The 25,351-nt window shown below is 37.6% G+C and carries 26 protein-coding genes; 9 read left to right on the forward strand and 17 right to left on the reverse strand.

Features of this window, described 5'->3' with window-relative positions; translation table 11 throughout:
* The first annotated feature begins 7 nt into the window (after positions 1 to 7).
* The 7 genes from H9Q20_RS01430 (at position 8) to H9Q20_RS01460 (ending at position 6,043) form a co-directional block, all read left to right on the forward strand.
* On the forward strand, positions 8 to 2,215 hold the full coding sequence (locus tag H9Q20_RS01430) for a RelA/SpoT family protein (protein ID WP_187478125.1): 2,208 nt from the start codon (positions 8 to 10) through the stop codon (positions 2,213 to 2,215).
* Positions 2,216 to 2,224: 9 nt separating this feature from the next.
* Positions 2,225 to 3,391, forward strand: coding sequence for a Na+/H+ antiporter NhaA (gene nhaA / locus H9Q20_RS01435; RefSeq protein ID WP_187478126.1), 1,167 nt, complete (start codon positions 2,225 to 2,227; stop codon positions 3,389 to 3,391).
* A 322-nt stretch (positions 3,392 to 3,713) separates the two neighbouring features.
* Entirely contained in the window at positions 3,714 to 4,370 is a 657-nt protein-coding gene (locus H9Q20_RS01440; protein WP_187478127.1) for a metal-dependent transcriptional regulator, read from the forward strand.
* A 222-nt stretch (positions 4,371 to 4,592) separates the two neighbouring features.
* Entirely contained in the window at positions 4,593 to 4,892 is a 300-nt protein-coding gene (locus H9Q20_RS01445) for a type II toxin-antitoxin system RelE/ParE family toxin (protein WP_187478128.1), read from the forward strand.
* 3 nt (positions 4,893 to 4,895) lie between these two features.
* Positions 4,896 to 5,180 carry an addiction module antidote protein gene (locus tag H9Q20_RS01450; RefSeq protein WP_187478129.1) on the forward strand — a complete coding sequence of 95 codons (285 nt, stop codon included), beginning with the start codon at positions 4,896 to 4,898 and terminating at the stop codon, positions 5,178 to 5,180.
* Positions 5,181 to 5,387: 207 nt separating this feature from the next.
* Positions 5,388 to 5,735 carry a type II toxin-antitoxin system RelE/ParE family toxin gene (locus H9Q20_RS01455; protein WP_124640467.1) on the forward strand — a complete coding sequence of 116 codons (348 nt, stop codon included), beginning with the start codon at positions 5,388 to 5,390 and terminating at the stop codon, positions 5,733 to 5,735.
* Complete coding sequence (locus tag H9Q20_RS01460; RefSeq protein WP_124640468.1) at positions 5,735 to 6,043, forward strand: helix-turn-helix domain-containing protein; 309 nt, start codon at positions 5,735 to 5,737, stop codon at positions 6,041 to 6,043. The genes H9Q20_RS01455 and H9Q20_RS01460 overlap by 1 nt, the downstream gene beginning before the upstream one ends.
* 140 nt (positions 6,044 to 6,183) lie before the next feature.
* Here the strand turns inward: H9Q20_RS01460 and H9Q20_RS01465 are convergent, their stop codons facing one another.
* Together H9Q20_RS01465 and gyrA are read right to left on the reverse strand one after the other, a co-directional pair.
* The gene (locus H9Q20_RS01465; protein WP_124640470.1) at positions 6,184 to 7,554 is read right to left on the reverse strand and encodes a tetratricopeptide repeat protein; all 1,371 of its coding nucleotides are present in this window, start codon (positions 7,552 to 7,554) and stop codon (positions 6,184 to 6,186) included.
* A gap of 62 nt (positions 7,555 to 7,616) precedes the next feature.
* Entirely contained in the window at positions 7,617 to 10,178 is a 2,562-nt protein-coding gene (gene gyrA, locus H9Q20_RS01470) for a DNA gyrase subunit A (RefSeq protein ID WP_187478130.1), read from the reverse strand.
* A gap of 143 nt (positions 10,179 to 10,321) precedes the next feature.
* Here gyrA and H9Q20_RS01475 point away from each other — a divergent pair, with 143 nt between their 5' ends.
* Positions 10,322 to 10,636 carry a DUF4286 family protein gene (locus H9Q20_RS01475; protein WP_187478131.1) on the forward strand — a complete coding sequence of 105 codons (315 nt, stop codon included), beginning with the start codon at positions 10,322 to 10,324 and terminating at the stop codon, positions 10,634 to 10,636.
* A gap of 199 nt (positions 10,637 to 10,835) precedes the next feature.
* Here H9Q20_RS01475 and H9Q20_RS01480 read toward each other — a convergent pair whose 3' ends face one another.
* From H9Q20_RS01480 to H9Q20_RS01525, 10 genes are all read right to left on the reverse strand, one after another.
* Positions 10,836 to 11,360 carry a GNAT family N-acetyltransferase gene (locus H9Q20_RS01480; protein WP_187478132.1) on the reverse strand — a complete coding sequence of 175 codons (525 nt, stop codon included), beginning with the start codon at positions 11,358 to 11,360 and terminating at the stop codon, positions 10,836 to 10,838.
* 1 nt (position 11,361) lies between these two features.
* Positions 11,362 to 14,196: an excinuclease ABC subunit UvrA gene (gene uvrA / locus H9Q20_RS01485; RefSeq protein WP_187478133.1), complete on the reverse strand. Its 2,835-nt coding sequence runs from the start codon at positions 14,194 to 14,196 to the stop codon at positions 11,362 to 11,364.
* Between the two features lie 286 nt (positions 14,197 to 14,482).
* Positions 14,483 to 15,343: an ATP synthase F1 subunit gamma gene (gene atpG, locus H9Q20_RS01490; protein ID WP_124640480.1), complete on the reverse strand. Its 861-nt coding sequence runs from the start codon at positions 15,341 to 15,343 to the stop codon at positions 14,483 to 14,485.
* A 76-nt stretch (positions 15,344 to 15,419) separates the two neighbouring features.
* Positions 15,420 to 16,997: a F0F1 ATP synthase subunit alpha gene (gene atpA / locus H9Q20_RS01495; protein WP_124640482.1), complete on the reverse strand. Its 1,578-nt coding sequence runs from the start codon at positions 16,995 to 16,997 to the stop codon at positions 15,420 to 15,422.
* A 17-nt stretch (positions 16,998 to 17,014) separates the two neighbouring features.
* Complete coding sequence (atpH, locus tag H9Q20_RS01500; protein ID WP_187478134.1) at positions 17,015 to 17,554, reverse strand: ATP synthase F1 subunit delta; 540 nt, start codon at positions 17,552 to 17,554, stop codon at positions 17,015 to 17,017.
* Position 17,555: 1 nt separating this feature from the next.
* Positions 17,556 to 18,056, reverse strand: a complete 501-nt coding sequence (gene atpF / locus H9Q20_RS01505; RefSeq protein WP_124640486.1) for a F0F1 ATP synthase subunit B — start codon at positions 18,054 to 18,056, stop codon at positions 17,556 to 17,558.
* Positions 18,057 to 18,162: 106 nt separating this feature from the next.
* A complete protein-coding gene (gene atpE / locus H9Q20_RS01510; protein WP_124640488.1) occupies positions 18,163 to 18,357 on the reverse strand; it encodes an ATP synthase F0 subunit C in 195 nt (64 codons plus the stop codon).
* Positions 18,358 to 18,395: 38 nt separating this feature from the next.
* Positions 18,396 to 19,508 carry a F0F1 ATP synthase subunit A gene (gene atpB, locus H9Q20_RS01515; protein WP_124640490.1) on the reverse strand — a complete coding sequence of 371 codons (1,113 nt, stop codon included), beginning with the start codon at positions 19,506 to 19,508 and terminating at the stop codon, positions 18,396 to 18,398.
* A 60-nt stretch (positions 19,509 to 19,568) separates the two neighbouring features.
* The gene (locus H9Q20_RS01520) at positions 19,569 to 19,940 is read right to left on the reverse strand and encodes a hypothetical protein (RefSeq protein ID WP_124640492.1); all 372 of its coding nucleotides are present in this window, start codon (positions 19,938 to 19,940) and stop codon (positions 19,569 to 19,571) included.
* A complete protein-coding gene (locus tag H9Q20_RS01525; RefSeq protein WP_124640494.1) occupies positions 19,930 to 20,196 on the reverse strand; it encodes an AtpZ/AtpI family protein in 267 nt (88 codons plus the stop codon). The genes H9Q20_RS01520 and H9Q20_RS01525 overlap by 11 nt, the downstream gene beginning before the upstream one ends.
* 152 nt (positions 20,197 to 20,348) lie before the next feature.
* Between H9Q20_RS01525 and ffh the strand changes: the two genes are divergently transcribed.
* Positions 20,349 to 21,716 carry a signal recognition particle protein gene (ffh, locus tag H9Q20_RS01530; RefSeq protein ID WP_187478135.1) on the forward strand — a complete coding sequence of 456 codons (1,368 nt, stop codon included), beginning with the start codon at positions 20,349 to 20,351 and terminating at the stop codon, positions 21,714 to 21,716.
* Between the two features lie 62 nt (positions 21,717 to 21,778).
* Here ffh and H9Q20_RS01535 read toward each other — a convergent pair whose 3' ends face one another.
* The 5 genes from H9Q20_RS01535 to H9Q20_RS01555 all read right to left on the reverse strand — a co-directional run bounded on the left by H9Q20_RS01535 (position 21,779) and on the right by H9Q20_RS01555 (position 25,219).
* A complete protein-coding gene (locus H9Q20_RS01535) occupies positions 21,779 to 22,147 on the reverse strand; it encodes a DUF4258 domain-containing protein (protein WP_124640497.1) in 369 nt (122 codons plus the stop codon).
* 9 nt (positions 22,148 to 22,156) lie between these two features.
* Entirely contained in the window at positions 22,157 to 23,350 is a 1,194-nt protein-coding gene (locus H9Q20_RS01540; RefSeq protein WP_124640498.1) for an alanine dehydrogenase, read from the reverse strand.
* A 100-nt stretch (positions 23,351 to 23,450) separates the two neighbouring features.
* Positions 23,451 to 23,858: a tRNA (adenosine(37)-N6)-threonylcarbamoyltransferase complex ATPase subunit type 1 TsaE gene (gene tsaE / locus H9Q20_RS01545; protein WP_187478136.1), complete on the reverse strand. Its 408-nt coding sequence runs from the start codon at positions 23,856 to 23,858 to the stop codon at positions 23,451 to 23,453.
* Between the two features lie 100 nt (positions 23,859 to 23,958).
* On the reverse strand, positions 23,959 to 24,555 hold the full coding sequence (locus H9Q20_RS01550) for an outer membrane beta-barrel protein (RefSeq protein ID WP_124640500.1): 597 nt from the start codon (positions 24,553 to 24,555) through the stop codon (positions 23,959 to 23,961).
* A 166-nt stretch (positions 24,556 to 24,721) separates the two neighbouring features.
* Positions 24,722 to 25,219 (reverse strand): hypothetical protein, encoded by a 498-nt coding sequence (locus tag H9Q20_RS01555; protein ID WP_124640501.1) that lies wholly within the window; start codon positions 25,217 to 25,219, stop codon positions 24,722 to 24,724.
* Positions 25,220 to 25,351 lie beyond the last annotated feature (132 nt).

The following is a 25,351-nucleotide window of genomic DNA, read 5'->3' on the forward strand; positions in this document are numbered from 1 at the left end:
AGTGAAGATGGCTTACGACTTAGAAAAAGAAAACAAAGAGATCCTTGCTCGTTACAAAGACCTCATTTCCAGCACATACAGAACTCTCGATGAAGATCAAAACAAACTGATCCGAAAAGCATTCGACATTGCCTTGGATGCTCACAAAGATCAACGCAGAAAGACCGGCGAACCCTACATCTATCATCCCATTGCGGTAGCCAAAATTGTGGCTAAAGAAATTGGTTTGGGGGCAACATCCATCGCATGTGGACTTCTACACGATGTGATCGAAGATTCCGAATACACCTACGAAGATCTGGAAAAAATATTTGGAGATAAAATTGCAAAAATCGTTCAGGGATTGACCAAAATCTCCATCATGAACCACCAAAACATCTCCATACAAAGTGAAAACTACAGAAAACTTCTGCTCACCCTTTCAGAAGATTTCCGTGTGATCCTGATCAAAATTGCCGACCGACTTCACAACATGAGAACTTTGGAAAACATGAGACCCGACAAGCAAATGAAAATTGCTTCGGAAACCGTGTACATCTACGCTCCACTTGCCCATCGTTTGGGGCTATACAACATAAAGTCCGAATTGGAAGACCTTTCCATGAAGTACAACAATCCGGATGTGTACACAGAAATTACAGAAAAATTAAAACACGATAGAGAGCTTCGCCAAACTTATATTGACGAATTTACCAAAGAAGTTTCCAGCCATCTGAAAGAAGAAGGGCTTCATTTCAACATAAAAGGTCGTGCAAAAGCCATTTCGTCCATTTATAGAAAAATGCAAAAACAAGGCGTCCCTTTCGAAGAAGTCTTTGACAATTACGCCATTAGGATCATTTATAAATCCGATGCCAAGAATGAAAAATTCATCGCTTGGAAAATTTATTCCATTGTCACCGACCTGTACCACAGCAATCCGTCCAGGATGCGAGATTGGATCACCCAACCCAGAGCCACAGGCTATGAAAGTTTGCACCTAACCGTTTTGGGTCCGGATAAAAGATGGATAGAAGTACAGATCCGATCCGAAAGAATGGACGATGTTGCCGAAAAAGGAGTTGCGGCACACTACAAATACAAGGAAGGTTTTAGGCAAAACTCCGACGATACCAATTTTGAATCTTGGGTATCCGAAATCCGTGAGGTATTGAAAAATCAACAATCCCTTTCCACCACCGAATTGTTGGACAACATCAAACTAAACTTATACTCCAAGGAAGTTTTTGTGTTCACCCCAAAAGGAGAAATAAAAATTTTACCAACCAATTCTACCGCTTTGGATTTCGCCTTTAGCGTACACTCGGATTTGGGATTTCATTGTTTGGGTGCCAAGGTCAACGGCAAGCTGGTACCGATCTCTTATGTTTTACAAAACGGTGACCAGATCGACATTCTGTCTTCAAAAAATCAGAAACCAAAATTGGATTGGTTAGAATTTTTAGTAACTTCCAAAGCCAGAGCGAGGATAAAAACCTACCTGAATACCGAAAAAAACAATCTCGTATCCGAAGGAAAAGAAATCCTACAAAGAAAACTGCGCCATGCCAAATTGCCCTACAACGACAAGGAGATCAATAAAATGCAAAAGTTCTTTGGTTTCAAAACCTCACAAGACCTTTTCATGGGCTTCCAAGACGGCAGTTTGGATGCGTCGGATATCCGAAAATATGTGGAGCACAGCAAAAATGTACTGAACAATATCTGGACCAGAATTAGAAAATCGCCCACTAAAAATACCGCTTTTGAAGAACAACCCAAAGAAAATCTGGACATGATTGTCTTTGGAAAAGATGAGGAAAAACTCAACTATTCCTACGCAAAATGCTGTACGGTAATTCCTGGTGATAAAATTTTTGGATTTATTACCATTTCCGAAGGCATCAAAGTACACAACGACAATTGCCCGAATGCCATCAACCTAAGAGCTCAATACGATTATCGGGTATTAACAGCCAAATGGGTGAACGAGGAAAGCTTTAAAAATCGTGTTAAAGTTGACATTGAAGGATTGGATAGAATGGGCATGATCTCCGACATCACCCAAGTCATCACCAACTCCATGAGCATGGACATGAAGAGCATGTCCATTGCATCCAACGATGGTATCTTTACAGGAACCATAATTTTGGAAGTTAAAAATAAATTACAGTTGGAAGAAACCATCAAAAAATTAAAAACCGTAGCCGGAATTAACAAAGTCATCCGCTCTTAACTATACCACATGAAGATCAGCAGATATTTTAGTCAATTTTTTCACAACTCCCAATCGTCTGGGATTGTACTCCTTGTCTGTGTTTTTATTTCCTTATTGCTGGCCAATTCGTCTTTGGGCACCTTGTTTCAGTCGCTTTTGGATACAGAATTGGGTAACGAAAGCCTGCACCTAAAATATCCTGTAAGCATCTGGATCAACGATGGTTTGATGGCCATTTTCTTCCTATTGGTCGGACTGGAAATAAAAAGAGAATTGGTAGAAGGCGAACTTTCTAACTTAAAAAATGCCTCACTTCCGATTTTTGCTGCAATAGGCGGCATGGTTATCCCTGCCGTTATCTACATGTTTTTCACCCAAAATACAGAATACTCCAACGGATGGGGAATTCCGATGGCTACCGATATTGCATTTTCTTTGGCGATCATTTCCATGTTGGGTAATAAGGTTCCGGCTGCTGTCAAAATTTTTCTAACGGCACTGGCAATAGTCGATGATTTGGGAGCAATCTTGGTTATTGCACTGTTTTACTCGGAAAAGCTTGAGACTTCTTACCTTTTTATTTCACTGGGAATTTTTATTCTGTTGCTTTTGCTGAATTTTTTTAAAGTTAAAAAACATATTTTTTACATCATACCGGGAATTTTTCTTTGGTACTTCATGCACCACAGCGGTATTCATGCTACCATTGCCGGCGTTTTGTTGGCCTTTACCATACCGTGCAACACATCCGAAACCGAAATTTCGCCTTTAGAAAAATTAGAAGAAAAGCTGCATTTGCCGGTTAACTTTCTCATCATGCCCATTTTTGCTCTTGCCAATACCAACATCAGTTTTCACAAAGGCATGGTCGATCATTTAGCAAGTCCCTTCAGTTTAGGAATTATTTTGGGATTGTTTGCCGGTAAGGTCATGGGCATCAATCTATTTTCTTTTATTGCCATAAAATTAAACATCTCACAACTGCCCGACAAAAGCACTTGGACCCATTTGATCGGAGCCGGTCTATTGGCCGGAATTGGCTTTACCATGTCCATTTTTATTGCCGTTATCTGCTTCAAAGATCCCATCATTCAGGACGAAGCCAAATTTGCCATCTTGATCGCTTCCATCGTTTCTGGTTTTGCCGGATACAGCCTTCTGAATGCGTTAGCAAAAAGAAAAAGAAATTCTTAATATCGATGTGAAATTCATTTCAATACAAAAAACAAACAGATTCTTGGTCTTTTTTTGTTAGATTTGTTTTTAAAAACTCTAAGTACATAACTAAAATTGTAACTTAAAAACAATCAGTTCATTAAATCACACAGCCCATCGTGTATACAGGAATAAGATTGTATAACTGCACTTAGTATCTGTCAAAGACGGAAATCTTATGCGTGCAATTACTTTTTATTTTTGCAAAAAGCGACACTTCCTTTGTGACCATCCCGAAAAATCGGGACAAGTTGTGGTTTTTATTAAGTTATTTTTTGTCATGTATAAAAAAAAATCGAACATGTTAAGAAACACCCTAACCGAAGAAAATTATCTGAAAGCTTTTTTTCATCTTGCCAACGAGAAAAACGAAGTGAGTGTAAATGAAATCTCTAAATTTCTGAATGTAAAAATGCCAACGGTAAACAACATGATGAAAAAATTTGCCGAAAAAAAATGGATCGTTTACGAAAGTTACAAACCCATAAAAATAACAGAATCGGGAAGAAAAGAAGCGGCTTTGGTGGTGAGAAAACACCGTTTGACAGAAATGTTTTTGGTAAAAAAAATGAACTTCGGCTGGGAAAATGTTCACGAAATTGCTGAACAACTGGAGCATGTACACTCCCCTATTTTCTTTGATAAAATGGACGAGTTGTTAGACTTTCCAAAGATGGATCCTCATGGCGAACCCATTCCGGACAAGGACGGAAACATCATTTCTCAGGATTTTGTAAAACTAAGCCAATGCAAGTTAAAGTCTAAAGTCATTTTCTCTGCTGTGACCACCTCCGAAGACGATTTCCTAACCTATCTGAATGAAAGAAACCTAAAACTGGGACAGAAATTAGAAATTGAAAAAATTGAAAAATACGACCTGTCCATGACCATAAAAATAGAAGACAGAACCGAAACTTTGAGCCACATGGTCTGCGAAAAACTTTTGGTAAAACTATAAACAACACTGCATCTTACACAACAAATGAAATACAAAAATATCCGAAAAGAAGAACTAAAAATGGCGGTTTTGGCAGACAAAATAAAACCCAAAATATACGAGTATGGATTTTTGAGAGAATAGTTTAAAACCTTTGGACGGTAGAGAAATAGAATGTAAATAAACATTTTCATTTAAAAAATTTCCCTTAAATTTGTATCCTAATGAATACACTTTTAAAGCATGTACTTTATTGAGAAAACGGCTGAGTTTGATAAATGGCTTAGAAAACTAAAAGATACCCGAGCGAAAGCTAAAGTTTTATTTAGGATTCAGAAGTTAGAAAAAGACGAACATTTTGGTGATTATGAACCAGTTGGCAATGGAATACGAGAGCTAAAAATCAACTATGCAAAAGGATATAGAATTTACTTTAAAGAGACCGATGGGAAAATTATCATTCTACTCATTGGTGGAGACAAGTCTTCTCAACAAAAAGATATTGAAAAGGCAAAAGACATTTGGAATAAAATAAAAAAGTAAAAAATGGAAACATCAAAATTTGATATTGCAGATTATTTGGACAGCAACGAAATGATTGCTGAATATCTTAATGAGGTTTTAGAAAACGGTTATGATTCTGAAATTATCACAGCAATCGGAAACATTGCAAAAGCAATTGGAATGACAAAAATTGCTGAAGAAACAGGACTTAGCAGACCAAGTTTGTACAAAGCATTATCTGAAGGTGCTAAACCTCAATTTTCAACAATAATGAAAGTACTGAGAGCTGTCGGAGGACAAATACAAATCAACCCAGCACATATATAATAGAACGAACAACAAGAATTTTAAATACTACCTGCTATCGTTTTCTTGGAATCCCCCCCCTGAAAACTTACACATTGTATAAAGTTGTGCATCAGCATTTATATAAAACCACCTATATTTTTTAAAAAAAAATTAAAAACAGGAAATTATCCGTCACACTTTGTTTCCTAAATAAGAAACTTCTATCTTTGTACAAAATATTCTTGAATGGATGATTACAAATTTCGAGTTAACTTTTTGGAGGAGGCAAAATCCTTTCTTGATGAGCTTGATGAAAAATCAAGAAATAAAATCATTTACAACATCTGGAAAGCAAGAAGTACGAATGACAAAGAACTTTTCAAAAAATTACAAGATGAAATTTGGGAATTTAGAACAAAATATAACAAAGCATATTATCGACTTTTTGCATTTTGGGACAAATCGGACAAACAAGATACGGTGGTAATTTCAAGTCATGGATTAATCAAAAAGACAGATAAAATTCCGAAAAGTGAAATTGAACGAGCAGAGAAATTAAGAGAGGAGTATTTTAACAAGAAAAGCAAGAAATAATGAAAACATATAGTTTAGATGAATTAACTGACCAATACATTGGAAAAAAAGGCTCAAAAAAAAGAGACGAATTCGAAAATGAACTTCGTTTGGATTTATTAGGTCAAGCCATAAAACAGGCTCGTCAAGAAAAAAAATTGACACAAGAAGAATTGGGTGACCTTGTTGGTGTAAAGAAGGCTCAGATTTCAAAAATAGAAAACAGTACAACTGATGCGAGATTTACAACTATTCTAAAGGTTTTTGAAGCTTTGGGCGCAAAAGTTCATTTTAATGTGGAAATAAACCATAAGAACCTTGCCTTATAACCATGCCGAAGGCACAACAAGAATTTTAAATACTACCTGCTACCGTTTTCTTGGAATCCCCCCTGAAAACTTACACATTATACAAAGAAAAAGCTGCCCAAAAAGTCTGGACAGCTTTATTCTTTTGAAATGGATAAAAATTATTTTTTATTCATTGCAGCGGCTTTTGCTTTGTATTCAGCAGCTTTTGCTTCATTTTTTGTAGAACGATACAGATCGGCAAGCAACTCAACAACATCTATATTTTTGTTATCGATTTCGTACCATTTTTCTGCGTAAGGAAGGGTTTTAGAAAAACGATTTCTTCTTTCTTGCAACAATTTATTGAAGAGTTCTGTCTTACCCGCTTTTCTTGCAGTTTCGATATCGGCAACCGCTTTTTCATCATCACCCATGGCTAAGAAAGTAAGATTTTGCCAAGCACTCACCATTTTAGGATCCAGGTCCAATGCTTTTTTGAAAGAAGCTTCAGCCTCTGCAACCGTTGCAGGATTTTTACTTTGCAGAACACCTAAATTGTACCAATTGGTTTTGTCGTTCGGATTTTTGGCCACTTGAGCTTTCAAACTTTCTAAGAACTGATCGTTTTTCCCGGACTTGTAATAGACCACTCCTTGCAATTCTGATAATCGTGCATTGTTTGGGAATTTTTTCAATCCTTTGTCAATCAAAGCAATGGCTTCGTCATTTTTACCTGCTTCAATTAGCAATCTTACGGTTTCTTCGTAGATTTCCGGCTCTATACTTTTTGTTGTTTCCGTTTTGAAGTCTGAGTAATCTGCTGATTTTTTCAACATTTCCCAAGTTGTTTTATCGAAATTTTCAACTTTTCCCGCTTTATTTTTTGCTAAATAATTGGTTTCTACACCTGTATAACCGGAGTTCACCAATTGTTGCATGATTTCTAGGGCTTTGTCGTTTTTCTTAGCATAAGCATAGCTCAGCGCAGCGTTGTACAAAAACTGACCGTTGTTTTGTCCACCCACTTTTAGCAAGTAATAGGTTTCTTTAAATTTGTCTCCAGCTTTGTCATAATTTTTTGCATTGTAGGCATCCACAGCATCTTGGTTGGCTTTTTGCAAAAATGGATTGATCAATGCGTTTAGTTTTGGTAAAGTAGTCGGAGCATAACGATCTTCTTTCAAACCGGCAATTCCAGAGGCTTTAGCAGCTTCTTCTCCCCAATAGTACACTTTGTTTTTCTCTGCATCTTTTCCGGTATAGACTTTTTGTCTTGCCATTTCGGAAATTTTGGAAAGCATGGTAGCCCCTTCGGAAGTTTGTCCGGCAGTCATTAGCTCAAGACCTTTTACGAAATAATATTGCTCAAGAGTTTCCGGATCCAACAGATGAGTTTTCCCACCCAAGAGAGAGCTGGCTTCGTTAATTTTGGTTTTCGCTACCGTTGTTTCTCCACCTTCTAAAGCTTTGAAAGCCGCTTGTATTTCCTTTTTTTGTGCAAATGAAAAGCTGAAAGCTAATACCAATACACTTAGAACTATTTTTTTCATAAAAACTAAATTATCATAAAAATTAAAAAAATGGACAAGCAAAAACCTGTCCAAAGTTAGTATTATTCGTTATCGTTATTGATTTCTGTGTTTTCAGAAGTGTTTTCAGAATCGTTCAATTCTGTATTTTCAGGATTAATTTCTTCACCTTCAACTACCTCTTCTTCTACCTCTTTATCCATTTCTACTTTTGCAATGGCTGCAATTTCGTCTTTGGCTTTTAGGTTGATGACCTTCACCCCTTGTGTATTTCTACCCATCACACGCATCTCGTCCATTCCCATACGGATGGCAACACCGGATTTGTTAATGATCATCAAACCGTCTTCATCGGTAACATTCTGTATGGCAATCAACTGACCCGTTTTCTCAGTGATATTTAGGGTGATTACCCCTTTTCCACCACGGTTGGTAATACGATAGTCTTCCACGGCAGTTCTTTTTCCGTATCCTCTTTCAGAAACGACCAAAACGGTTTCTTTCTCCACATCATTTACCACAATCATGCCTACCACTTCGTCTCCGTCTTCCATGGTAATACCACGAACACCGATGGATCCACGACCTACTTCTCTTACTTTTTCTTCAGGGAAACGGATGCATTTTCCATTTTTGGTTGCGATCATAATTTCGGACTGTCCGTTGGTCAATCTAGCTCCTAAAAGCTGATCGTCTTCACGGATTTCTATGGCATTGATTCCGTTGGTTCTTGGTCTGGAATAGGCTTCCAATGAGGTTTTTTTGATGGTTCCGTTCTTGGTAATCATCACCACAGACATGGAGTTTACATAGTCGCTGTCTTTAAGATCGTTGGTACGGATGTAAGCTTTGATCTTATCGTCTGGATCTATGTTGATGAGGTTTTGCACGGCTCTACCTTTCGCTGTTTTGGAACCTTCAGGAATTTCGAACACCCTTAGCCAATAGCATTTTCCTTTTTCGGTAAAGAACAACATGTATTGGTGGTTGGTTGCCGAAACGATGTACTCCAAGAAATCTTCGTCTCTTGTAGTCGCAGCACGGTTTCCTACGCCGCCTCTGGATTGTATTTTGTATTCGGAAAGCGAAGTTCTTTTGATGTACCCGGCATGAGAAATGGTAAGTACCACCGTTTCATTCGGGATAAAATCTTCAATCGACATATCGCCACCTGCAAAGTCTATTTCGGATCTTCTTTCGTCTCCGTATTTTTCTTTAACTTCTAACAATTCGTCTTTGATGATCTGGAATCTTCTGGATTCGTTGGCCAGGATATCTTCCAAATCTTTGATTAACGCCATTATTTCTTCGTACTCAGCACGGATTTTATCCAATTCCATTCCGGTAAGTCTTGCCAAACGGAGATCCAAAATGGCTTGAGCTTGAAGATCGGAAAGTTCGAATTCGGTCATTAATCCTTCTTTTGCTTCTTGAGGATTGGCAGAATGTCTGATGATGGCAATGGCTCTGTCCAAAGAATCTTGAGTTCCGATAACTTTCATAAAGCCCTCCAAGATGTGTGCTCTTTCTTTGGCTTTTTTCAGTTCAAATTCGGTTCTGCGGATGACCACTTCGTGTCTGTGATCTACGAAATGATGGATGATGTCTTTCAGATTCAGTTGTTCTGGTCTTCCTTTAACCAATGCAATATTATTCACCGAGAAAGAAGTTTGTAACGCCGTATATTTGTACAATAAATTGAGTACAACATTCGGGATGGCATCGTTTTTCAGTTCATAAACGACTCTTAGTCCGTTTCTATCGGACTCGTCACGAATTTCGTAGATGCCCGGTATTTTTTCATCTTTCACCAACTCGGCCGTTCTGGCTATCATTTCGGCTTTGTTTACTTGGTAAGGGATTTCGGTAACGATAATGGCATTTCTGTTTCCTATTTCTTCAAAGCCTACTTTTGCACGAAGTACAATCCTACCTCTTCCGGTGTGGAAAGCATCTCTAACCCCGTCATAACCGTAGATAATACCACCCGTTGGGAAATCCGGAGCAATAACATGCTTCATCAATTCGTCAATGGTAATGTCTCTGTTGTCGATGTAGGCACAAATTCCGTCGACCACTTCTGTAAGGTTATGAGGCGCCATGTTGGTTGCCATACCCACGGCAATACCCGAAGTTCCGTTTACCAAAAGGTTTGGAATTTTTGTAGGCATTACGGTAGGCTCTTGCAAAGAGTCGTCGAAGTTATTTTGGAAATCTACCGTATCCTTGTCCAAATCGGATAGGATATCGTCGGAAATCTTTTTCAGTCTGGCCTCCGTATAACGCATTGCTGCTGGTGGATCACCGTCCATGGAACCGAAGTTACCCTGTCCATCGACTTGTGGATAACGCAAGCTCCAAGGTTGAGCCATACGCACCATGGCAGCGTAAACTGAGAAATCTCCGTGGGGGTGGTATTTACCCAAAACATCCCCAACGATCCTGGCCGATTTCAGATATTTTCTATTAGAAAAAACACCCAATCCGTACATACCGTAAAGTACTCTTCTGTGGACGGGTTTCAAACCATCTCTTACATCGGGCAATGCTCTGGAAACAATCACAGACATGGAATAATCGATGTAAGAAGATTTCATTTCATCAACAATATTGATGGGAATAAGTCTTTCTCCTTCTTTTTGCATATTAATTTTTTAATAAAAACCTTCAACCGAAATGGGTCAAACGATTCTTTGAATTTTCAAAACGAAATAACGGGTAAATTTACAAAATTTTACCGATTTTTGCAACGAAATTTATCCACATTAATCAAAAAATAAATATAAAAATGAGCATACTGAGCCTTACCTTTCATTGCGTTGCAGAACGACTGACGGAATGGGAAGATTACTTCAACAACACCGTTTCGGAAATGGTTGAAAACCTGATGGATGTGGAGAAATACATTCTCTCTGAAGTGGAAAGTGACATGATACAAGAAGGTAAAAATTATAACCTTTTGATGGTTTTTGAGAACGCTGAATTCCGACAACAATTCCTAGAAAGTGAGCTGGTCAATATTGAAGACCGAATTGCGTCTAAATTCGGAAATCAAGTCATGCTCTTTTGTACATTTCTCAATCCTAAAAAGTCAAAACTGTAAGATTTTTCTGAGTACATGACAAATTTGTAACACCTATATAACCCGTTGTTTCAGCCTAAAGTACGCTGTGAATTATCGTAAAATTTTGTCATTCTCGATAGATTAAAAAAAATAAAGCACCTTGAAAATTGGGTGCTTTATTTTTTATCATTGGTGTTTTCTTTTTCTATGATTTCTACTTCAAAAAAAAATACAGCCGTTAAGAAAAATCCTTCTCGCTTCGTCTTTCAAAAAGGAATACATCCTTCCAAACCCCATCGATCTGGTTGATTTTTTCTCGTTTTCCTACTTTACGAAAGCCAAATTTTTCAACTATTTTTATAGCGAGAACATTCTCCTCCATCAAATGGGTTTGTAAGGTCCAAATACCATTTTCTTCGCTATCCAAGATCAGTTTTTCTAAAAGTATCTTGCCCAAACCTTTGCCTTGATATTCCTTTTCTAAAAAAATAGATATTTCTGCAACCCCATTGTACATTGTGGTATTTTCCGGTTTTTTCAGAGCGCACCAACCTACAATTTCGTCGTTTTGATTTTCCAAAACAAATCGGCTGTGCTCCAAATGGATTTTCATCCACGATTTTTCATCGGATTGTTCTTGAAAAGTGGCGATTTTAGAAGAAATTCCTTCTTGGTATATTTCCAAAACCCGACCAAGATCGTTGTATTCCATCGTTCTTATTTCGTAAGAATTAACGGTTTGAGGGATGCTGTTCTTTTTCATATCAAGATTCCATTTCTTTTTTTAGAAAAACTCCGGTAACCGATTTTTTATTTTTTATTATTTCTTCCGGTGTACCTTCAGCAACGATCATTCCACCGTGTTTTCCCCCCTCTGGTCCTACATCTATGATGTGATCGGCCAATTTGATGACATCCAAATTGTGTTCAATAATAATGAAAGAGTTGCCCAAATTAACCAGTTGTTCTATGGCGTCCATCAGAACTTTAACATCTTCAAAATGCAGTCCTGTTGTGGGTTCGTCCAAAATATACAAGGTATTTCCGGTTTGTTTTTTGGAAAGTTCTGTCGCTAATTTTATCCTTTGGGCTTCACCACCACTTAAAGTGGTAGATTGTTGCCCGAGAGTTATGTAGCCCAAACCAACATCGAAAAGTGTTTTTACTTTGTTATAAATTTTTGGGATGGGAGCAAAAAAATCTACAGCTTCGGTGATGGTCATGTCCAATACATCGGATATCGATTTTCCTTTGTACCTTACTTCTAAAGTTTCTCTGTTGAAGCGTTTTCCGTTGCAGGTTTCGCAATGTACGAAAACATCCGGAAGGAAATTCATCTCAATCACTTTCAGTCCGCCACCCTGACAGGTTTCGCATCGTCCGCCTTTGACATTAAACGAAAATCGTCCGGCCTTATACCCTCGTATTTTACTTTCGGGCAGTTCTGCAAACAGGTTTCTGATGTCGGTAAACATTCCGGTATAGGTTGCAGGATTGGATCTTGGAGTCCTGCCAATTGGGGTCTGATCGACATCTACGATCTTATCAATGTTGTCTAATCCTTCGATGCTTTTGTACGGTAAAGGTTCTTGAACTGCTCTATAAAAATGTTTGTTCAGAATGGGATAAAGTGTTCCGTTGATGAGTGAAGATTTCCCACTGCCCGAAATTCCGGTAACCAAAACCAGCTTTCCAAGGGGGATTTCGAGATTTACATTTTTCAAATTATTTCCCGTTGCTCCTTTTAGGACAATGGATTTTCCGTTTCCTTTTCTTCTTTCGGCTGGAATTTCTATTTTTCTTTTTCCGGTGATGTAATCTGCGGTGATGGTGTCGGCTTTTAGCAAGTCTTTGGGGTTTCCTTGCCAAAGAATTTCACCACCAAACTTTCCTGCTCTTGGACCAACATCAAGGACTTCATCGGCTTCCAAAATCATATCTTTGTCGTGTTCGACCACCAAAACGGAATTTCCTATATCTCGAAGGTTTTTAAGAGAATTTATCAATCTTTCGTTGTCTCTTTGGTGGAGACCAATGGAAGGCTCGTCCAAAATATAAAGTACATTGACCAGTTGAGAACCAATTTGTGTTGCCAAACGAATTCTTTGGGATTCGCCACCAGAAAGCGTTCTGGAACTGCGGCTCAGGCTAAGATAATCCAAGCCTACATCCAACAAAAACTGAAGTCGGGTTTCAATTTCTTTTAGAATTTCCGTGGCGATTATTTTATTTTTCTCGGAAAATTTATCCTTGACCTCATGCAACCAAATCTTGAGATCCGAAAGGCTCATGGCGTTGATCTCGGCAATGTTTTTGCCATCAATTTTAAAGCTCAAACTCGACTGAAGCAAACGCGTTCCTTTGCACTGCGGACAAGTTTCTTCTTGGGTAAAATGCCTTTCTAAAACCGTGGCTTCATAACTTTCTTTATCTTCGATAATCTGATCGATTGTGGGTACTAAACCGTCAAAATTAATTTTTATTTTTTTGGTTATCCCAGCGTGCTTCAGCACTTTTTGTTCTTCTTTGTGAAGTCCGAAATACATCATTTCAAGAGCTTCACTTGGGATTTCCGAAAAAGGCGTGTTAAAATCCAACTCAAAAAGTTCCAAAATATTTTTAAGCTGAGACAGAATCCATTTGTTGCTTTTAATATCTTCCAAAGGCAATAACGCGCCTTGAGAAATGGATAATTTAGGATTTTCTACAAAAAAATTGGTATTCACTTTTTTAATGGTACCCAAACCTTTGCAGTGGTTGCAACTTCCTTTTGGTGAGTTGAAAGAAAAAGTATTGGGTTCGGGTAATGCCAAGGAATGTCCGGTATCGGTATCCATTAATTTTTTTGAAAAATAATCGACCTTATCACTGGATAAAATTTGAATTCCGATAATTCCTTCGCCCATATCCAAAGCCGTGCGAAGGGATTTTTCCATTCTACTTTCGGAGGAACTCTCACCGATAATCCAGCGGTCGATAACGATGTCGATATCGTGGGTTTTGTAACGATCCAATTTCAGGTCGTATTCGATGTCCATCAATTCGCCATCAATTCTAGCTTGACCGTAACCTTTTTTAGCCATCTGAACGAAAAGTTCGTGGTAATGTCCTTTTCTTGATCGAACGACAGGAGCCAACAGCATGACTTTTTGTCCTTTGTAATTTACTTTTATGGCCTCCAGGATTTGTTCTTCTGTGTAGGAGGTTAATTTTTTTCCGCTTTGCAGGGAAAAGGCATCGGAGACTCTTGCGAAAAGTAGTCTTAGAAAATCGTACAATTCGGTAACAGTACCAACGGTAGATCTTGGATTTTTATTGGTTGTTTTCTGTTCGATAGCGATCACTGGGGATAGTCCGTCGATTTTATCGACATCGGGTCTTTCCATACCGCCAAGAAATTGTCTGGCATAGGCGGAAAAGGTTTCTATATATCGTCTTTGTCCTTCAGCGAAAATGGTATCAAAAGCCAAGGAGGACTTGCCACTTCCGGATAGTCCGGTGATGACCACCAATTCGTTTCTTGGGATTTTGACATTGATGTTTTTAAGATTGTGTTCGCGGGCACCGTAAACTTCGATATATTCTTTTTTCTGATCCATGAAAGAAAGTTAAGCTTGGATTTTTAATTAAAAAATCTCACAAATTTAAGCATTTCAAAAGGAAAAAAATATTTTGAAAGTAAAAGAATGCAGAGAATTGTTGGAAAGGATCTGTAAATGATCTGTTGGGTTAGTAAACGGTGTGGTGGGTGCAGCCCGACTTGAGTGGAGCTCTTTTTGTGGAGCCTTGGCGGAGCAAAAAAGCGGGAACGGAAGGCGGTAAAGCTGCCCAAATAAAAAAGCATCGAAAAAAAATCGATGCTTGGTATGTTTACAAGTTGTTGTATTAACTTTTTAGGGCTTCGGCTCCGGATACAATTTCCAAGATTTCGTTGGTAATTGCTGCCTGACGCGCTTTGTTGTAGTAGATCACCAAATCGTTCTTCAAAGCTTGTGCGTTATCGGTTGCCTTGTGCATGGCGGTCATCCTGGCTCCGTGTTCTGAAGCGATGGAGTCCAAGATTGCTTTGTACACCTGAGTTTTGATGGATTTTGGGATCAAAACATTAAGGATTTCTTCGGCATTCGGTTCGAAAACATATTCGGTAACTACAGGGTCGTTGCTTTGTTCCGGCATGGCAATAGGCAACAATTGTTCGGTCTGAACTTCTTGAGTTGCAGCGTTCACAAATTTGTTGTACACCAAATATACTTTATCAAAATTACCTTCGCGGAAATTTCTCATGACATTAGAAACGAATTTAGAAACCGCTTCGAAGGTTAAGAAATCGTAGATTGCACTTTGGTTTTCGAAAACCGTTCTGGATTTTCTAACGGCATCGAAGGCTTTTTTACCTACGGTAAGGATTTCTATTTCTGCATTAGGATTTTCTGCAATTTTCTGATTGAGTTCTTTGATTACAGAAGAGTTGAAAGCACCAGCCAAACCTCTATTGGAAGTAATCGTTATGAAAAGGATTTTTTTAGTATCTCTTTGTACAGAGTAAGGAGATGCTATTTCCTGATCCGGATTTACATTCAGGTTTTCGATAATTTCTTGTAATTTTTCAGAATAAGGACGAAGCATTACAATGGCATCTTGTGCTTTTTTCAATTTAGCAGCAGAAACCATTTTCATAGCGCTGGTGATTTGCATCGTAGAGCTAATTGAAGCAATTCTTCCTCGTATTTCCTTTAAATTTGCCATAGGGTTGGTGTCTGTTATCTTTTTTGTTTCGGAATTTAGGTTGAGGGTATCAACCTAAATTCTTCCACTTAATTTATTAGTTATATTTACTTGCGATATCGGATGCAGCAGCTTTCAAAACATCGGTAATTGCGTTGTCAATTTTCCCAGCTTTGATTGCAGTCATGGTATCAGGATGTTTCGTTTTCAAGAACTCAACATAGTCCACCATAAATTCTTTAACTTTAGCTACAGGTACATTTCTCAAAAGGTTTTCTGTTCCTGCGTAAACCATTGCTACTTGACTTTCTACTGGAAGTGGAGAGTTAACAGGTTGCTTAAGGATTTCCACATTTTTTTCACCTTTAGAAATTACAGAAAGAGTTGCAGCATCTAGGTCAGAACCGAATTTAGCAAAGGCTTCCAATTCTTTGTATTGAGCTTGGTCCAACTTCAAAGTTCCGGATACTTTTTTCATGGATTTGATCTGAGCGTTACCACCTACTCTGGATACAGAAATACCCACATTGATTGCTGGTCTAACCCCTGAGTTGAACAAGTCAGACTCCAAGAAGATCTGTCCGTCTGTAATGGAAATTACATTGGTTGGGATGTATGCTGATACATCTCCCGCCTGAGTTTCGATAATTGGAAGTGCAGTTAAAGATCCGCCACCTTTTACGATAGGTTTTAGAGATTCTGGCAAATCGTTCATTTGCTTTGCGATGTTGTCATCCGCAATTACTTTTGCAGCTCTTTCCAACAATCTAGAGTGAAGGTAGAATACATCTCCAGGATATGCCTCACGACCCGGTGGTCTTCTCAAAAGTAGGGAAAGCTCACGGTAAGCTACGGCTTGCTTGGACAAGTCATCATAAACGATAAGAGCCGGTCTTCCGGTATCACGGAAGTATTCTCCAATTGCAGCACCTGCCATTGCAGAATATACCTGCATAGGAACTGGATCTGAAGCATTAGCAGCAACAACTACGGTATAAGACATTGCACCTTTGTCGGTTAGGGTCTTAACGATTTGTGCTACAGTAGATGCTTTTTGTCCAATTGCTACATATATACAATATACTGGTTGTCCAGCATCATAAAATTCTTTTTGGTTAAGGATGGTATCGATAGCAACAGTTGTTTTACCGGTTTGTCTATCCCCGATGATCAACTCTCTTTGTCCTCTACCTACCGGGATCATGGAATCCACGGCTACGATACCTGTTTGAAGAGGTTCGTTTACCGGTTGTCTGAAGATAACACCTGGAGCTTTTCTTTCCAAAGGCATTTCGTACAATTCTCCAGAGATAGGGCCTTTTCCGTCGATAGGGTTACCCAAAGTATCTACAACTCTACCCAACATACCTTCACCAACTTTGATGGATGAAATTCTGTTGGTTCTTTTTACAGTATCTCCTTCTTTTACCAATTTAGATTCACCCAAAAGGGCAACACCAACATTGTCTTCTTCCAAGTTAAGAACGATACCTTCTACCCCTGAATTGAATTTTACCAATTCACCGTACTGTACTTTATCAAGACCGTAAACACGAGCGATTCCGTCCCCGATTGTCAGTACCGTACCAACTTCTTCTACATTAGATTGTGTGTCGAAATTGGCTAACTGTTGTTTTAAAATTGCTGAAACTTCAGCCGGATTTATTTCTGCCATTGTATGGTTGTTTTATCTTAATTTAATTGAAATTCTTTTTTCAAATTAGAAAGTTTGGTTCTAACCGAAGCGTCAACTTGTTGATCACCAATTCTTAGTACGAAACCGCCTAAAATTTCGGGTTTGATGATGGTTTCTAATTCGTATTTTTTAGAAGCATCAAACAAAGAAGTTGATTTTAGGATTTTGTCCAAATTGTCCGGTGACAATGTCGTTGCGGAAGTCAAAGTAATTCTTTGTACTCCGTTGATGTCTTCAACTTTATTGATGAATTCTTGAGCGATATTCTTAAGTTGAGTTTCACGACCTTGTTTGATAACCAAAGAAATGAATTTCTTGGATGGATCTGAAAAAGATACAAAGATTTGTGCAGCGGCGGCCTCTTTCTTTTTAGCATCGATGAAAGGAGTTGCAAAAAAAGCATTGAGGTCTTTAGAAGCATCCAATACTTTAACGACTTCCTTCATTTCATTAAAAACGGTAGATACATTTCCGGTATCTGTGGAGAAATCCAACAGACCCTGTGCGTATCTTTTTGCTACTTTCGATATCAACATCTTAGTTCAAGTTTGATTTGTTAAGAATGTTTTCTACCAAAGCGTTTTGAGCGTCAGCATTATCTAATTTTTGCTTTAGAATTTGTTCAGCAATAGAGATCGACAAAGTACCGATTTGCATTTTGATGTCTGCCATTGCAGCATTTTTCTCTGCTTGAATGGTTTGTCTAGCTTGGTCGATTAGTTTATCTCCTTCAGATTTTGCAGCATCTTTAGCTTCGCTAACGATTTTATCTTTGATTTCTCTAGCTTCTTTCAAAATAGCATCGCGTTGGTTTTTAGCCTCACGAATGATATTTTCGTTTTCAGTTTTCAAGTTCTGAACTTCTTGTTTAGCTAATTTAGCCTGATTAAGAGCATCTACGATAGAAACTTCTCTTTCGTTGAGTGCTTCTGTAATTGGTCCCCAAGCAAATTTCTTTAATATCATTAACAATACCAAGAAAATAATAGTTTGAATAATAAACAAACCTGATGAAAATTGTGCTAATAACTCGCCCATAATAAATTATGTTATACTTTTATAATTCTTTTAATAAATTTTTTAAAATAAAACCGCCAATCACAACCAACCGTTGCAGATTGGCGGTTAACCTTTTGTAGATCGATTAGTTAACAGCGAACAATGCTGCGAACGCAAGACCTTCAACAAGTGCAGCTGCAATAAGCATCGCTGTTTGTAGTTTTCCAGTTTGCTCTGGTTGACGAGCCATACCTTCAAGAGCTGCAGCACCGATCTTACCGATACCTAAGCTAGCTCCGATTACTACTAAACCTGCACCTACTAGTTTTGGAATTTCCATAATATATAATTTAAAAAATTAGTTTTCTATTTTATTAATTAGTGCAAAGCACCCTCTTCTCCTTCGTGTCCATGCTCTTCATTTGCCATTCCGAAATACACAGCAGAAAGCATTGTAAAGATGTACGCTTGTAAGAATGCTACCAAAATCTCTAACATATAAAGTACCATGGTCAGAATTGGAAAAGCAATTCCTGCAATTACATTTTTAAAATAATACACCATTGCGATTAGTGACATTACCACGACATGGCCTGCAGACATGTTAGCAAAGAGACGGATAAGCAATGCAAACGGCTTGATAATCATACCGATAATTTCGATAGGCATCATAATAATTTTCATAGGCCAAGGCAATCCCGGCATCCAGAAAATGTGTCCCCAATAATTTTTATTCGCTGTAAATTGTGTAATTAGGAAGGTGAACATTGCCAAAGCAGTTGTAATCGCAATATTACCTGTTACATTAATCCCGAAAGGGGTAAGACCAAAGATATTCAAGAATAAGATAAAGAAGAAAATCGTCAATAAATATCCTAAATATTTTCCGTGTTTGGCACCGATATTTGGTTTAGCAATCTCATCTCTTACGAACAATACAAGAGGTTCAAACAATTTCGCAGCTCCTGTAGGCACCATAGATTTCTTATATCCTTTTGCCATAGATCCGAAGATCCAAATCATCAAGAATGCAGTTACCAAAATCATCAAAACCGACTTTGTAATAGAAAGATCAATTACCTTTTCATTTTTAGCATGGTGATGCTCGTCCATTTCAATTGTACCGGCAGCATCAGTTTTATAAATTTTTTCGTGGAATAATTTATAATGAGCACCTTTGCTTTCTACCACATTTTCTCCATGATGAAAAGCAGAACTCATCATCATGTGCAATCCGTTTGACTGATCATAGAAAATCACAGGCAAAGGAAAACCGATATGATCACCCGATTTGGTCACCATAATATCAAAACTGTGCGCATCCATCAAGTGATGCTTTACAAATTCTTGGTTTTCTTGTTTTGTTTTTTCAGCTTCAGAAACCGCTTCTACCGCAGTTGTAGCTTCATGACCGGCCGCAGCCACTTCCGTTGCAGATGCAAATGAAATTGTTGATAAAAATCCGACTAAAAGGATAACTCTTTTAAGCATTGATACTTGTCTTTTTAAAGTTTTGCAAAAGTACTATAAATATTCAAATTATAAAAATAACTAATCGTGATTTTTTTCACTTTTTTGAATCAAACCAACAGAATAAAGCGTTACCAAAGCCAAAGAAGCCAAATAGGGTAAAATAAAATGATACTTATAATGAGGGACTTGGCTCAAGTTAAGCTTATTCATAACAACAAACATCATCGCCAACTTCAACATAACCAACCCCATAAACACAAAGCCTAAATACTCCGGGTAAAGATTTTTGAATATGGACATCACGGTAATCACCATGATAAACATCATGCTTAGAAACAAATAATACTTGATAAAAACCGTTTCGCAACATCCTGCCGTATTTTGAAACAAAAAGAAATGCACTATGAACATCACAAAATACAGTCCGATGTATAAAAAATTATTTTTCATTTTTCTCTATTTGATTTAATTGTCTTAATAAATTATAAAATGCCAAACACATCCCCAACAAGCCTATCCCAACGGTCAATAAATTACTTTGAATTTCAAAATAATTGTTTAGTTTTTTCCCGCCCCAAAAAGACAAAGCCATGGTTGCCAACATCTGAAAAACAATGGAGGAATACCTGCCGTATTGCGACATACTGCTTGTATTTTTCTGATCGGTTTCGACCGGCTTTTTAGAATTAAAATCCTGGTTTTGCATAATTTTTTGCAAAAATAAAGTATTAAAATCATTTTCAATGGACAAATATCATATATCTTAAATTGAATTCCTAAGCAAATACTCAATTCTCCCCTTTTATATAAAATATTTTTAGAAAAAATACTTACTTTTGCAAATCATAAAAAAATAATATGTTCAATAGTTTACAGGATAAATTAGACAAGGCGTTACACAATCTTTCCGGAAGAGGAAAAATTACAGAAATAAATGTTGCTGAAACGGTTAAAGAAATCCGTAGAGCCTTGGTGGATGCCGATGTTAATTATAAAGTAGCAAAAGACCTTACCAAAAGAGTCCAAGACAAAGCCATTGGCGAAAATGTACTTACCAGCCTTACTCCAGGACAATTAATGACCAAAATTGTACACGATGAGTTGGTAGATCTTATGGGAGGAACACAAGAAGGAATCAATCTTTCTGGGAAACCTACCATTATCCTTATTGCAGGTTTACAAGGTTCTGGTAAAACCACTTTTTCTGGTAAACTGGCCAATTATCTTAAACTAAAGAAAAACAAAAAACCTTTATTGGTAGCCTGTGATGTGTACAGACCTGCAGCGATAGACCAGCTAACCGTTCTATCAGAACAAGTTGGGGTAAACATCTACAAAGAAATTGAAAACAAAAACCCTGTCGAAATTTCTCAGAATGCCATTCAATACGCACAAAAAAACAACCACGATGTGGTTATCATCGATACCGCAGGTCGTCTTGCAATAGACGAAGAAATGATGAACGAAATCCGTAAAGTTCATCAAGCAGTAAAACCACAAGAAACCCTTTTCGTAGTGGACTCCATGACCGGACAAGACGCCGTGAATACCGCTTTGGCATTCAACCATGTCTTGGATTATAACGGAGTGGTCCTTACTAAATTGGACGGTGATACCCGAGGTGGAGCAGCACTTACGATTCGTTCAGTTGTGGACAAACCCATCAAATTTATTTCTACTGGAGAAAAAATGGAAGCCTTGGATCTTTTCTATCCGGAAAGGATGGCCGACAGAATCCTAGGAATGGGAGATGTGGTATCCTTGGTAGAAAGAGCTCAAGAGCAATTTGATGAAGAAGAAGCGAGAAAACTCCACAAAAAAATTGCAAAAAATGAATTTGGTTTTGATGACTTTCTAAAACAAATTCAGCAAATTAAAAAAATGGGAAACATGAAAGACCTTATGGGCATGATTCCTGGAGTTGGAAAAGCGATAAAAGATGTGGACATCAGCGACGATTCTTTTAAACATATCGAAGCAATCATCCACTCTATGACACCGGAGGAAAGAAGAAGACCGTCCATCATCAACACCCAAAGAAAAGGTAGAATTGCCAAAGGAAGTGGTAGAAAAATTGAAGAAGTAAACCAACTGATGAAACAATTTGAACAGATGGGTAAAATGATGAAGGTCATGCAAGGCCCACAAGGAAAGCAACTGATGCAAATGATGAGCAAAGGAATGCCAAATATGCCAGGAATGGGAGGCAATCTTTTTGGAAGATAAACAATCAATCATCGATAAATAAAAAACGCTTCGGAAAAATTTCTGAAGCGTTTTTCTATATTTTATCTCAACGATTTTAAGCTTTTAAACTGAGCATCGTCTTTGCATTTACTGAAATAAATTTCCATTCGTGGATTATCCTTTGGATAGACCAAAAGATACTCAGAACAAGGCTCTGCTTGTGCTTTACTTTTATCAAAATCAATAGATCCTTTCGTCAAGATGGAGTCTTTGATAAACTTTTCATCCATCTTCAGTTCGGTCATTTTTTGTTGAAACTCCGGTGTAAAGCTGAATTTTTTAGTTGCTGTTTCGGCGCGTACCCTATCGTTTGGAAAATAAGAACAACTGGCTCCTTTTTTGTTTAGGAAAAATAAAACCACTAAAAGCCCCGGGATGAACCCTAATAAATAAAACTTAAGTTTTTTCATTTAAAATTTTTAGAAAATTAATAGATTAATATCGTGATAGGTCAATCCAAAACGATCGCAAAGAATTTTTTTGGTATGTCGGCCTTTGTACATGTACAACGATTGTTTCATCTCGTTATTTTTAAGCAGCATATTCTCAAAACCGCCCTCTTCATCGTAATTTAGAAGATAGCTGAGGAAGAAATTGGATATTGCTTTGGAAGTGGTTCTTGGCATTTTAGAAGTCAAGTTGGGCAAACCACAATGGATGACATCGTGTTTCACAAAAAATGGATTTTCTTGTGTTGTCAGTTCCGATGTTTCTATCACTTTTCCGTTGTCTATCGTTACATCAATAATTACCGAACCTTTTTTCATCATGGTAACCATTTCCTCGGTAACCACCGGTGGAAAGTTAAGTCTTGGCAAACAACCAATGACCACATCGGCTCTTCTCAGACTTTTAGAAAGCTCTTTGGGATCGATAATGGAAGTGGGTACCCTATTGTCCACCAAAGTATGCAATCTTCTAAGTTTGGACAAAGAGTTATCGAAAACTTTCACACTTGCACCCAATCCTACTGCGGCTTTCGTAGCAAATTCGCCGACAATTCCGGCTCCAATAATCACGACTTCTGCCGGTCTAACTCCTGTGATGCCTCCTAACATCAAACCGTTGGACAGAGCCAAAAGTTCTGAAGCATAAAGTATGGATATATTTCCGGCAATCTCACCAATTAGTCGTACCAAAGCTTGTTGTCTGTACTCGTCGGTTATAAACTCGAATGCTATGGCGTTGATTTTCTTTTCGGCCAAACGGCAAAAATATTCTTTATCTCTAAGGTTGATTTGAAGTGCTGAAACCAAATAGGTATTCGGTTTCAGATAATCGATTTCTTCCAGAGTTGGCGGATTGACTTTCAGCACCAAATCTTGCTGAAATGCCGTAGCAGCATCGTGCACAATTTGTGCACCCACTTCGGAATATTGCAGATCGGTAAAAAAAGATCCGACTCCTGCACCGGACTCTACAATTATTGTATGGCCATGCCCGACCAAAACCTGTACGGCATCCGGTGTAATGCAAGTTCTCCTTTCGTTAAGGCAAGTTTCTTTTGGAACGCCAATACTGAATTTTTTTCCTTTTTTCAAAACTTCCAATTTTTCTTCTTTCGGAATAAGATCTTGTTCGGAAAACGGAGTAAATACTTGGGTTGTACTCATGATAAATTATGTACCTAAATTAAGCAAATACAAAGATACGGATGTTTCTACTTTTACTGAATAATAAAGTTTAAACTTTTAGTACCTCTATCGTTTATGTTTATTGAAAATGGATTGTCCTACTATCCCCATCAATTTCTATGGTCATTTCATGGTATCCATAGTACGAGAGTTCGTCTTCATAAATTTCCGGCCATTCTATGATGCAAAGTTCTGAGTTTTCAAGATATTCATCCATACCAATATCGTACACCTCTTCGATGGTATTGAGTCGGTAAAGATCAAAATGAAAAACTTTTCCTTTTGGAGTATTGTATTCGTTGACAATGGCATAAGTTGGTGAGGTAACGGTATCGGTACTGCCCATTTTCTTCAACAAAAACTGAGAAAATGAAGTTTTACCAGCGCCCAAATTTCCTTTTAGAACAAGAATTTTATATTTCAGGTGCGGGTAAATTTCATCCACCACTTGTTGCCAATCACCTATGTTATTAATTTTGAAATTCATGCAAAATATTTTCTTTGAGATGCAAATTTAACCATAATAAGTACGAAAATAAAAAGTCCCGGAAAATTTCCGGGACTTTACACTATATTAGAATAGTTGGTTATTTGAATAAATATTTAACACCGAAAGTGATGCTGTTCAAATTCAAACCGATACCGAAGTTATCCGTACTGCTACCTCCTTCTGGTTTGAAAGAATTGTAACCAAATTGACCGATTGTAGCTTCAAAAGACCAATTGTTGTTTACGAAATAATCCAAACCTGGTCTCAAGTTAACACCAAAAGAAGTGTAGTTAGCTTCTGTAGAAACACCAGCTACTTCATTTTTAACTTTTCCGAAAGCCATAGGCACATCCAATTGACCGAAAACGAACAATTTCTCACCTAAAGACCAATATTTTCTAGCGAAAGGCATAATTACAAATGCACTGTTTGTGTTTTTTGTAGTTATTGCAGTTGTGTTTTCAACAATAGAAGATTGGTAACCTAAAGCACCACCAACAGCGATAGTTGGAGTTACGAAAGTACCTACAGATGGTAAAATTGCAAAATTATCAACCGTTGTGTTAGATCCATTGTTATTGGTACGGTTGTACTCTACTTGTCCAGAGATGAATGAAGTTCCTTCGAAACCTGTAGATTGAGCTGAAGCCAATCCGAATGCAGCGATACCTGCTGCCATTAATAATTTTTTCATTGTTCCTATCTTTAATTTTTAAAGTATTGCAAATTTAGATGAGATGGAATTTGAAAAAAATGACGAAAATCATCGTTTCACATTTTAGAATAGGAATAAATTAAATTTTAGTCAAAAGAAAAGCCACCAACAATTGGTGGCTTTCATTATCAATATTTTTATTGATTTACTTGATGTAATATGAATATCCTAAATTGATAGCAGAAATTGTGCTTCCATTTTTAGATAATCCTTGGTATCCTAGAGAAACTTCTCCATTTCCGATGTGGTAAGCCGCTTTTGGCTGGTAATAAAATCCGCCATCGCTACTGCCTCCGCTACCAAAAACGAAACCGTAACCCAAATCTGCTGCTAAACTGAAGTTTTCAGCAATTTTATACTGTCCTGTTGCAGCAATAGGAACCATGCTCATGGTGTCGTACTTTACAGAAACAGGTCCATAATTTACTGTTTTTCCTAACCAAGCAGAATATCCCGAAGTAATCCCTGCAGAAAAGCTATCGGCTACAGGCCACATGTACGAAGCATCTGCTCCTAGTGTAAAGCTGTAAACATCTCCAGCGTCTCCTACCGGTAAACCAACATGTGCACCCAATTTAAAACCAGACTGTGCATTCATTGAACCAAAAAGTGCAAAAGCACCTAATAATAATAACTTTTTCATGATTTTGTAAATTTAATTTGTTAAACCTATATCAAAGATAATAAAAAAAATAATACAATTAACAAATTTTTAACAAATTTTTATTTTTATTTAACATAATACAAATCCTTAACAGCATGTATAACTTAGATA

Origin of the sequence: Amniculibacterium sp. G2-70 (genome assembly GCF_014353055.1) — a bacterium.
GTDB classification, from domain to species: domain Bacteria; phylum Bacteroidota; class Bacteroidia; order Flavobacteriales; family Weeksellaceae; genus Amniculibacterium; species Amniculibacterium aquaticum.

Bases quoted from the DNA above. Each gene is read 5' to 3' on its own strand.
- H9Q20_RS01535 (WP_124640497.1), bottom strand. From the start codon at position 22,147: ATGAAAAAACTTAAGTTTTATTTATTAGGGTTCATCCCGGGGCTTTTA.
- H9Q20_RS01460 (WP_124640468.1), top strand. From the start codon at position 5,735: ATGAAAACATATAGTTTAGATGAATTAACTGACCAATACATTGGAAAA.
- H9Q20_RS01520 (WP_124640492.1), bottom strand. From the start codon at position 19,940: ATGAAAAATAATTTTTTATACATCGGACTGTATTTTGTGATGTTCATA.
- H9Q20_RS01440 (WP_187478127.1), top strand. From the start codon at position 3,714: ATGTTAAGAAACACCCTAACCGAAGAAAATTATCTGAAAGCTTTTTTT.
- H9Q20_RS01450 (WP_187478129.1), top strand. From the start codon at position 4,896: ATGGAAACATCAAAATTTGATATTGCAGATTATTTGGACAGCAACGAA.
- H9Q20_RS01445 (WP_187478128.1), top strand. From the start codon at position 4,593: ATGTACTTTATTGAGAAAACGGCTGAGTTTGATAAATGGCTTAGAAAA.
- H9Q20_RS01475 (WP_187478131.1), top strand. From the start codon at position 10,322: ATGAGCATACTGAGCCTTACCTTTCATTGCGTTGCAGAACGACTGACG.
- ffh (WP_187478135.1), top strand. From the start codon at position 20,349: ATGTTCAATAGTTTACAGGATAAATTAGACAAGGCGTTACACAATCTT.
- atpA (WP_124640482.1), bottom strand. From the start codon at position 16,997: ATGGCAGAAATAAATCCGGCTGAAGTTTCAGCAATTTTAAAACAACAG.
- atpB (WP_124640490.1), bottom strand. From the start codon at position 19,508: ATGCTTAAAAGAGTTATCCTTTTAGTCGGATTTTTATCAACAATTTCA.
- atpH (WP_187478134.1), bottom strand. From the start codon at position 17,554: ATGTTGATATCGAAAGTAGCAAAAAGATACGCACAGGGTCTGTTGGAT.
- atpG (WP_124640480.1), bottom strand. From the start codon at position 15,343: ATGGCAAATTTAAAGGAAATACGAGGAAGAATTGCTTCAATTAGCTCT.
- atpE (WP_124640488.1), bottom strand. From the start codon at position 18,357: ATGGAAATTCCAAAACTAGTAGGTGCAGGTTTAGTAGTAATCGGAGCT.
- H9Q20_RS01525 (WP_124640494.1), bottom strand. From the start codon at position 20,196: ATGCAAAACCAGGATTTTAATTCTAAAAAGCCGGTCGAAACCGATCAG.
- H9Q20_RS01455 (WP_124640467.1), top strand. From the start codon at position 5,388: ATGGATGATTACAAATTTCGAGTTAACTTTTTGGAGGAGGCAAAATCC.
- uvrA (WP_187478133.1), bottom strand. From the start codon at position 14,196: ATGGATCAGAAAAAAGAATATATCGAAGTTTACGGTGCCCGCGAACAC.
- gyrA (WP_187478130.1), bottom strand. From the start codon at position 10,178: ATGCAAAAAGAAGGAGAAAGACTTATTCCCATCAATATTGTTGATGAA.
- atpF (WP_124640486.1), bottom strand. From the start codon at position 18,056: ATGGGCGAGTTATTAGCACAATTTTCATCAGGTTTGTTTATTATTCAA.
- H9Q20_RS01550 (WP_124640500.1), bottom strand. From the start codon at position 24,555: ATGAAAAAATTATTAATGGCAGCAGGTATCGCTGCATTCGGATTGGCT.
- nhaA (WP_187478126.1), top strand. From the start codon at position 2,225: ATGAAGATCAGCAGATATTTTAGTCAATTTTTTCACAACTCCCAATCG.
- H9Q20_RS01555 (WP_124640501.1), bottom strand. From the start codon at position 25,219: ATGAAAAAGTTATTATTATTAGGTGCTTTTGCACTTTTTGGTTCAATG.
- H9Q20_RS01540 (WP_124640498.1), bottom strand. From the start codon at position 23,350: ATGAGTACAACCCAAGTATTTACTCCGTTTTCCGAACAAGATCTTATT.
- H9Q20_RS01465 (WP_124640470.1), bottom strand. From the start codon at position 7,554: ATGAAAAAAATAGTTCTAAGTGTATTGGTATTAGCTTTCAGCTTTTCA.
- H9Q20_RS01480 (WP_187478132.1), bottom strand. From the start codon at position 11,360: ATGAAAAAGAACAGCATCCCTCAAACCGTTAATTCTTACGAAATAAGA.
- tsaE (WP_187478136.1), bottom strand. From the start codon at position 23,858: ATGAATTTCAAAATTAATAACATAGGTGATTGGCAACAAGTGGTGGAT.
- H9Q20_RS01430 (WP_187478125.1), top strand. From the start codon at position 8: ATGGCTTACGACTTAGAAAAAGAAAACAAAGAGATCCTTGCTCGTTAC.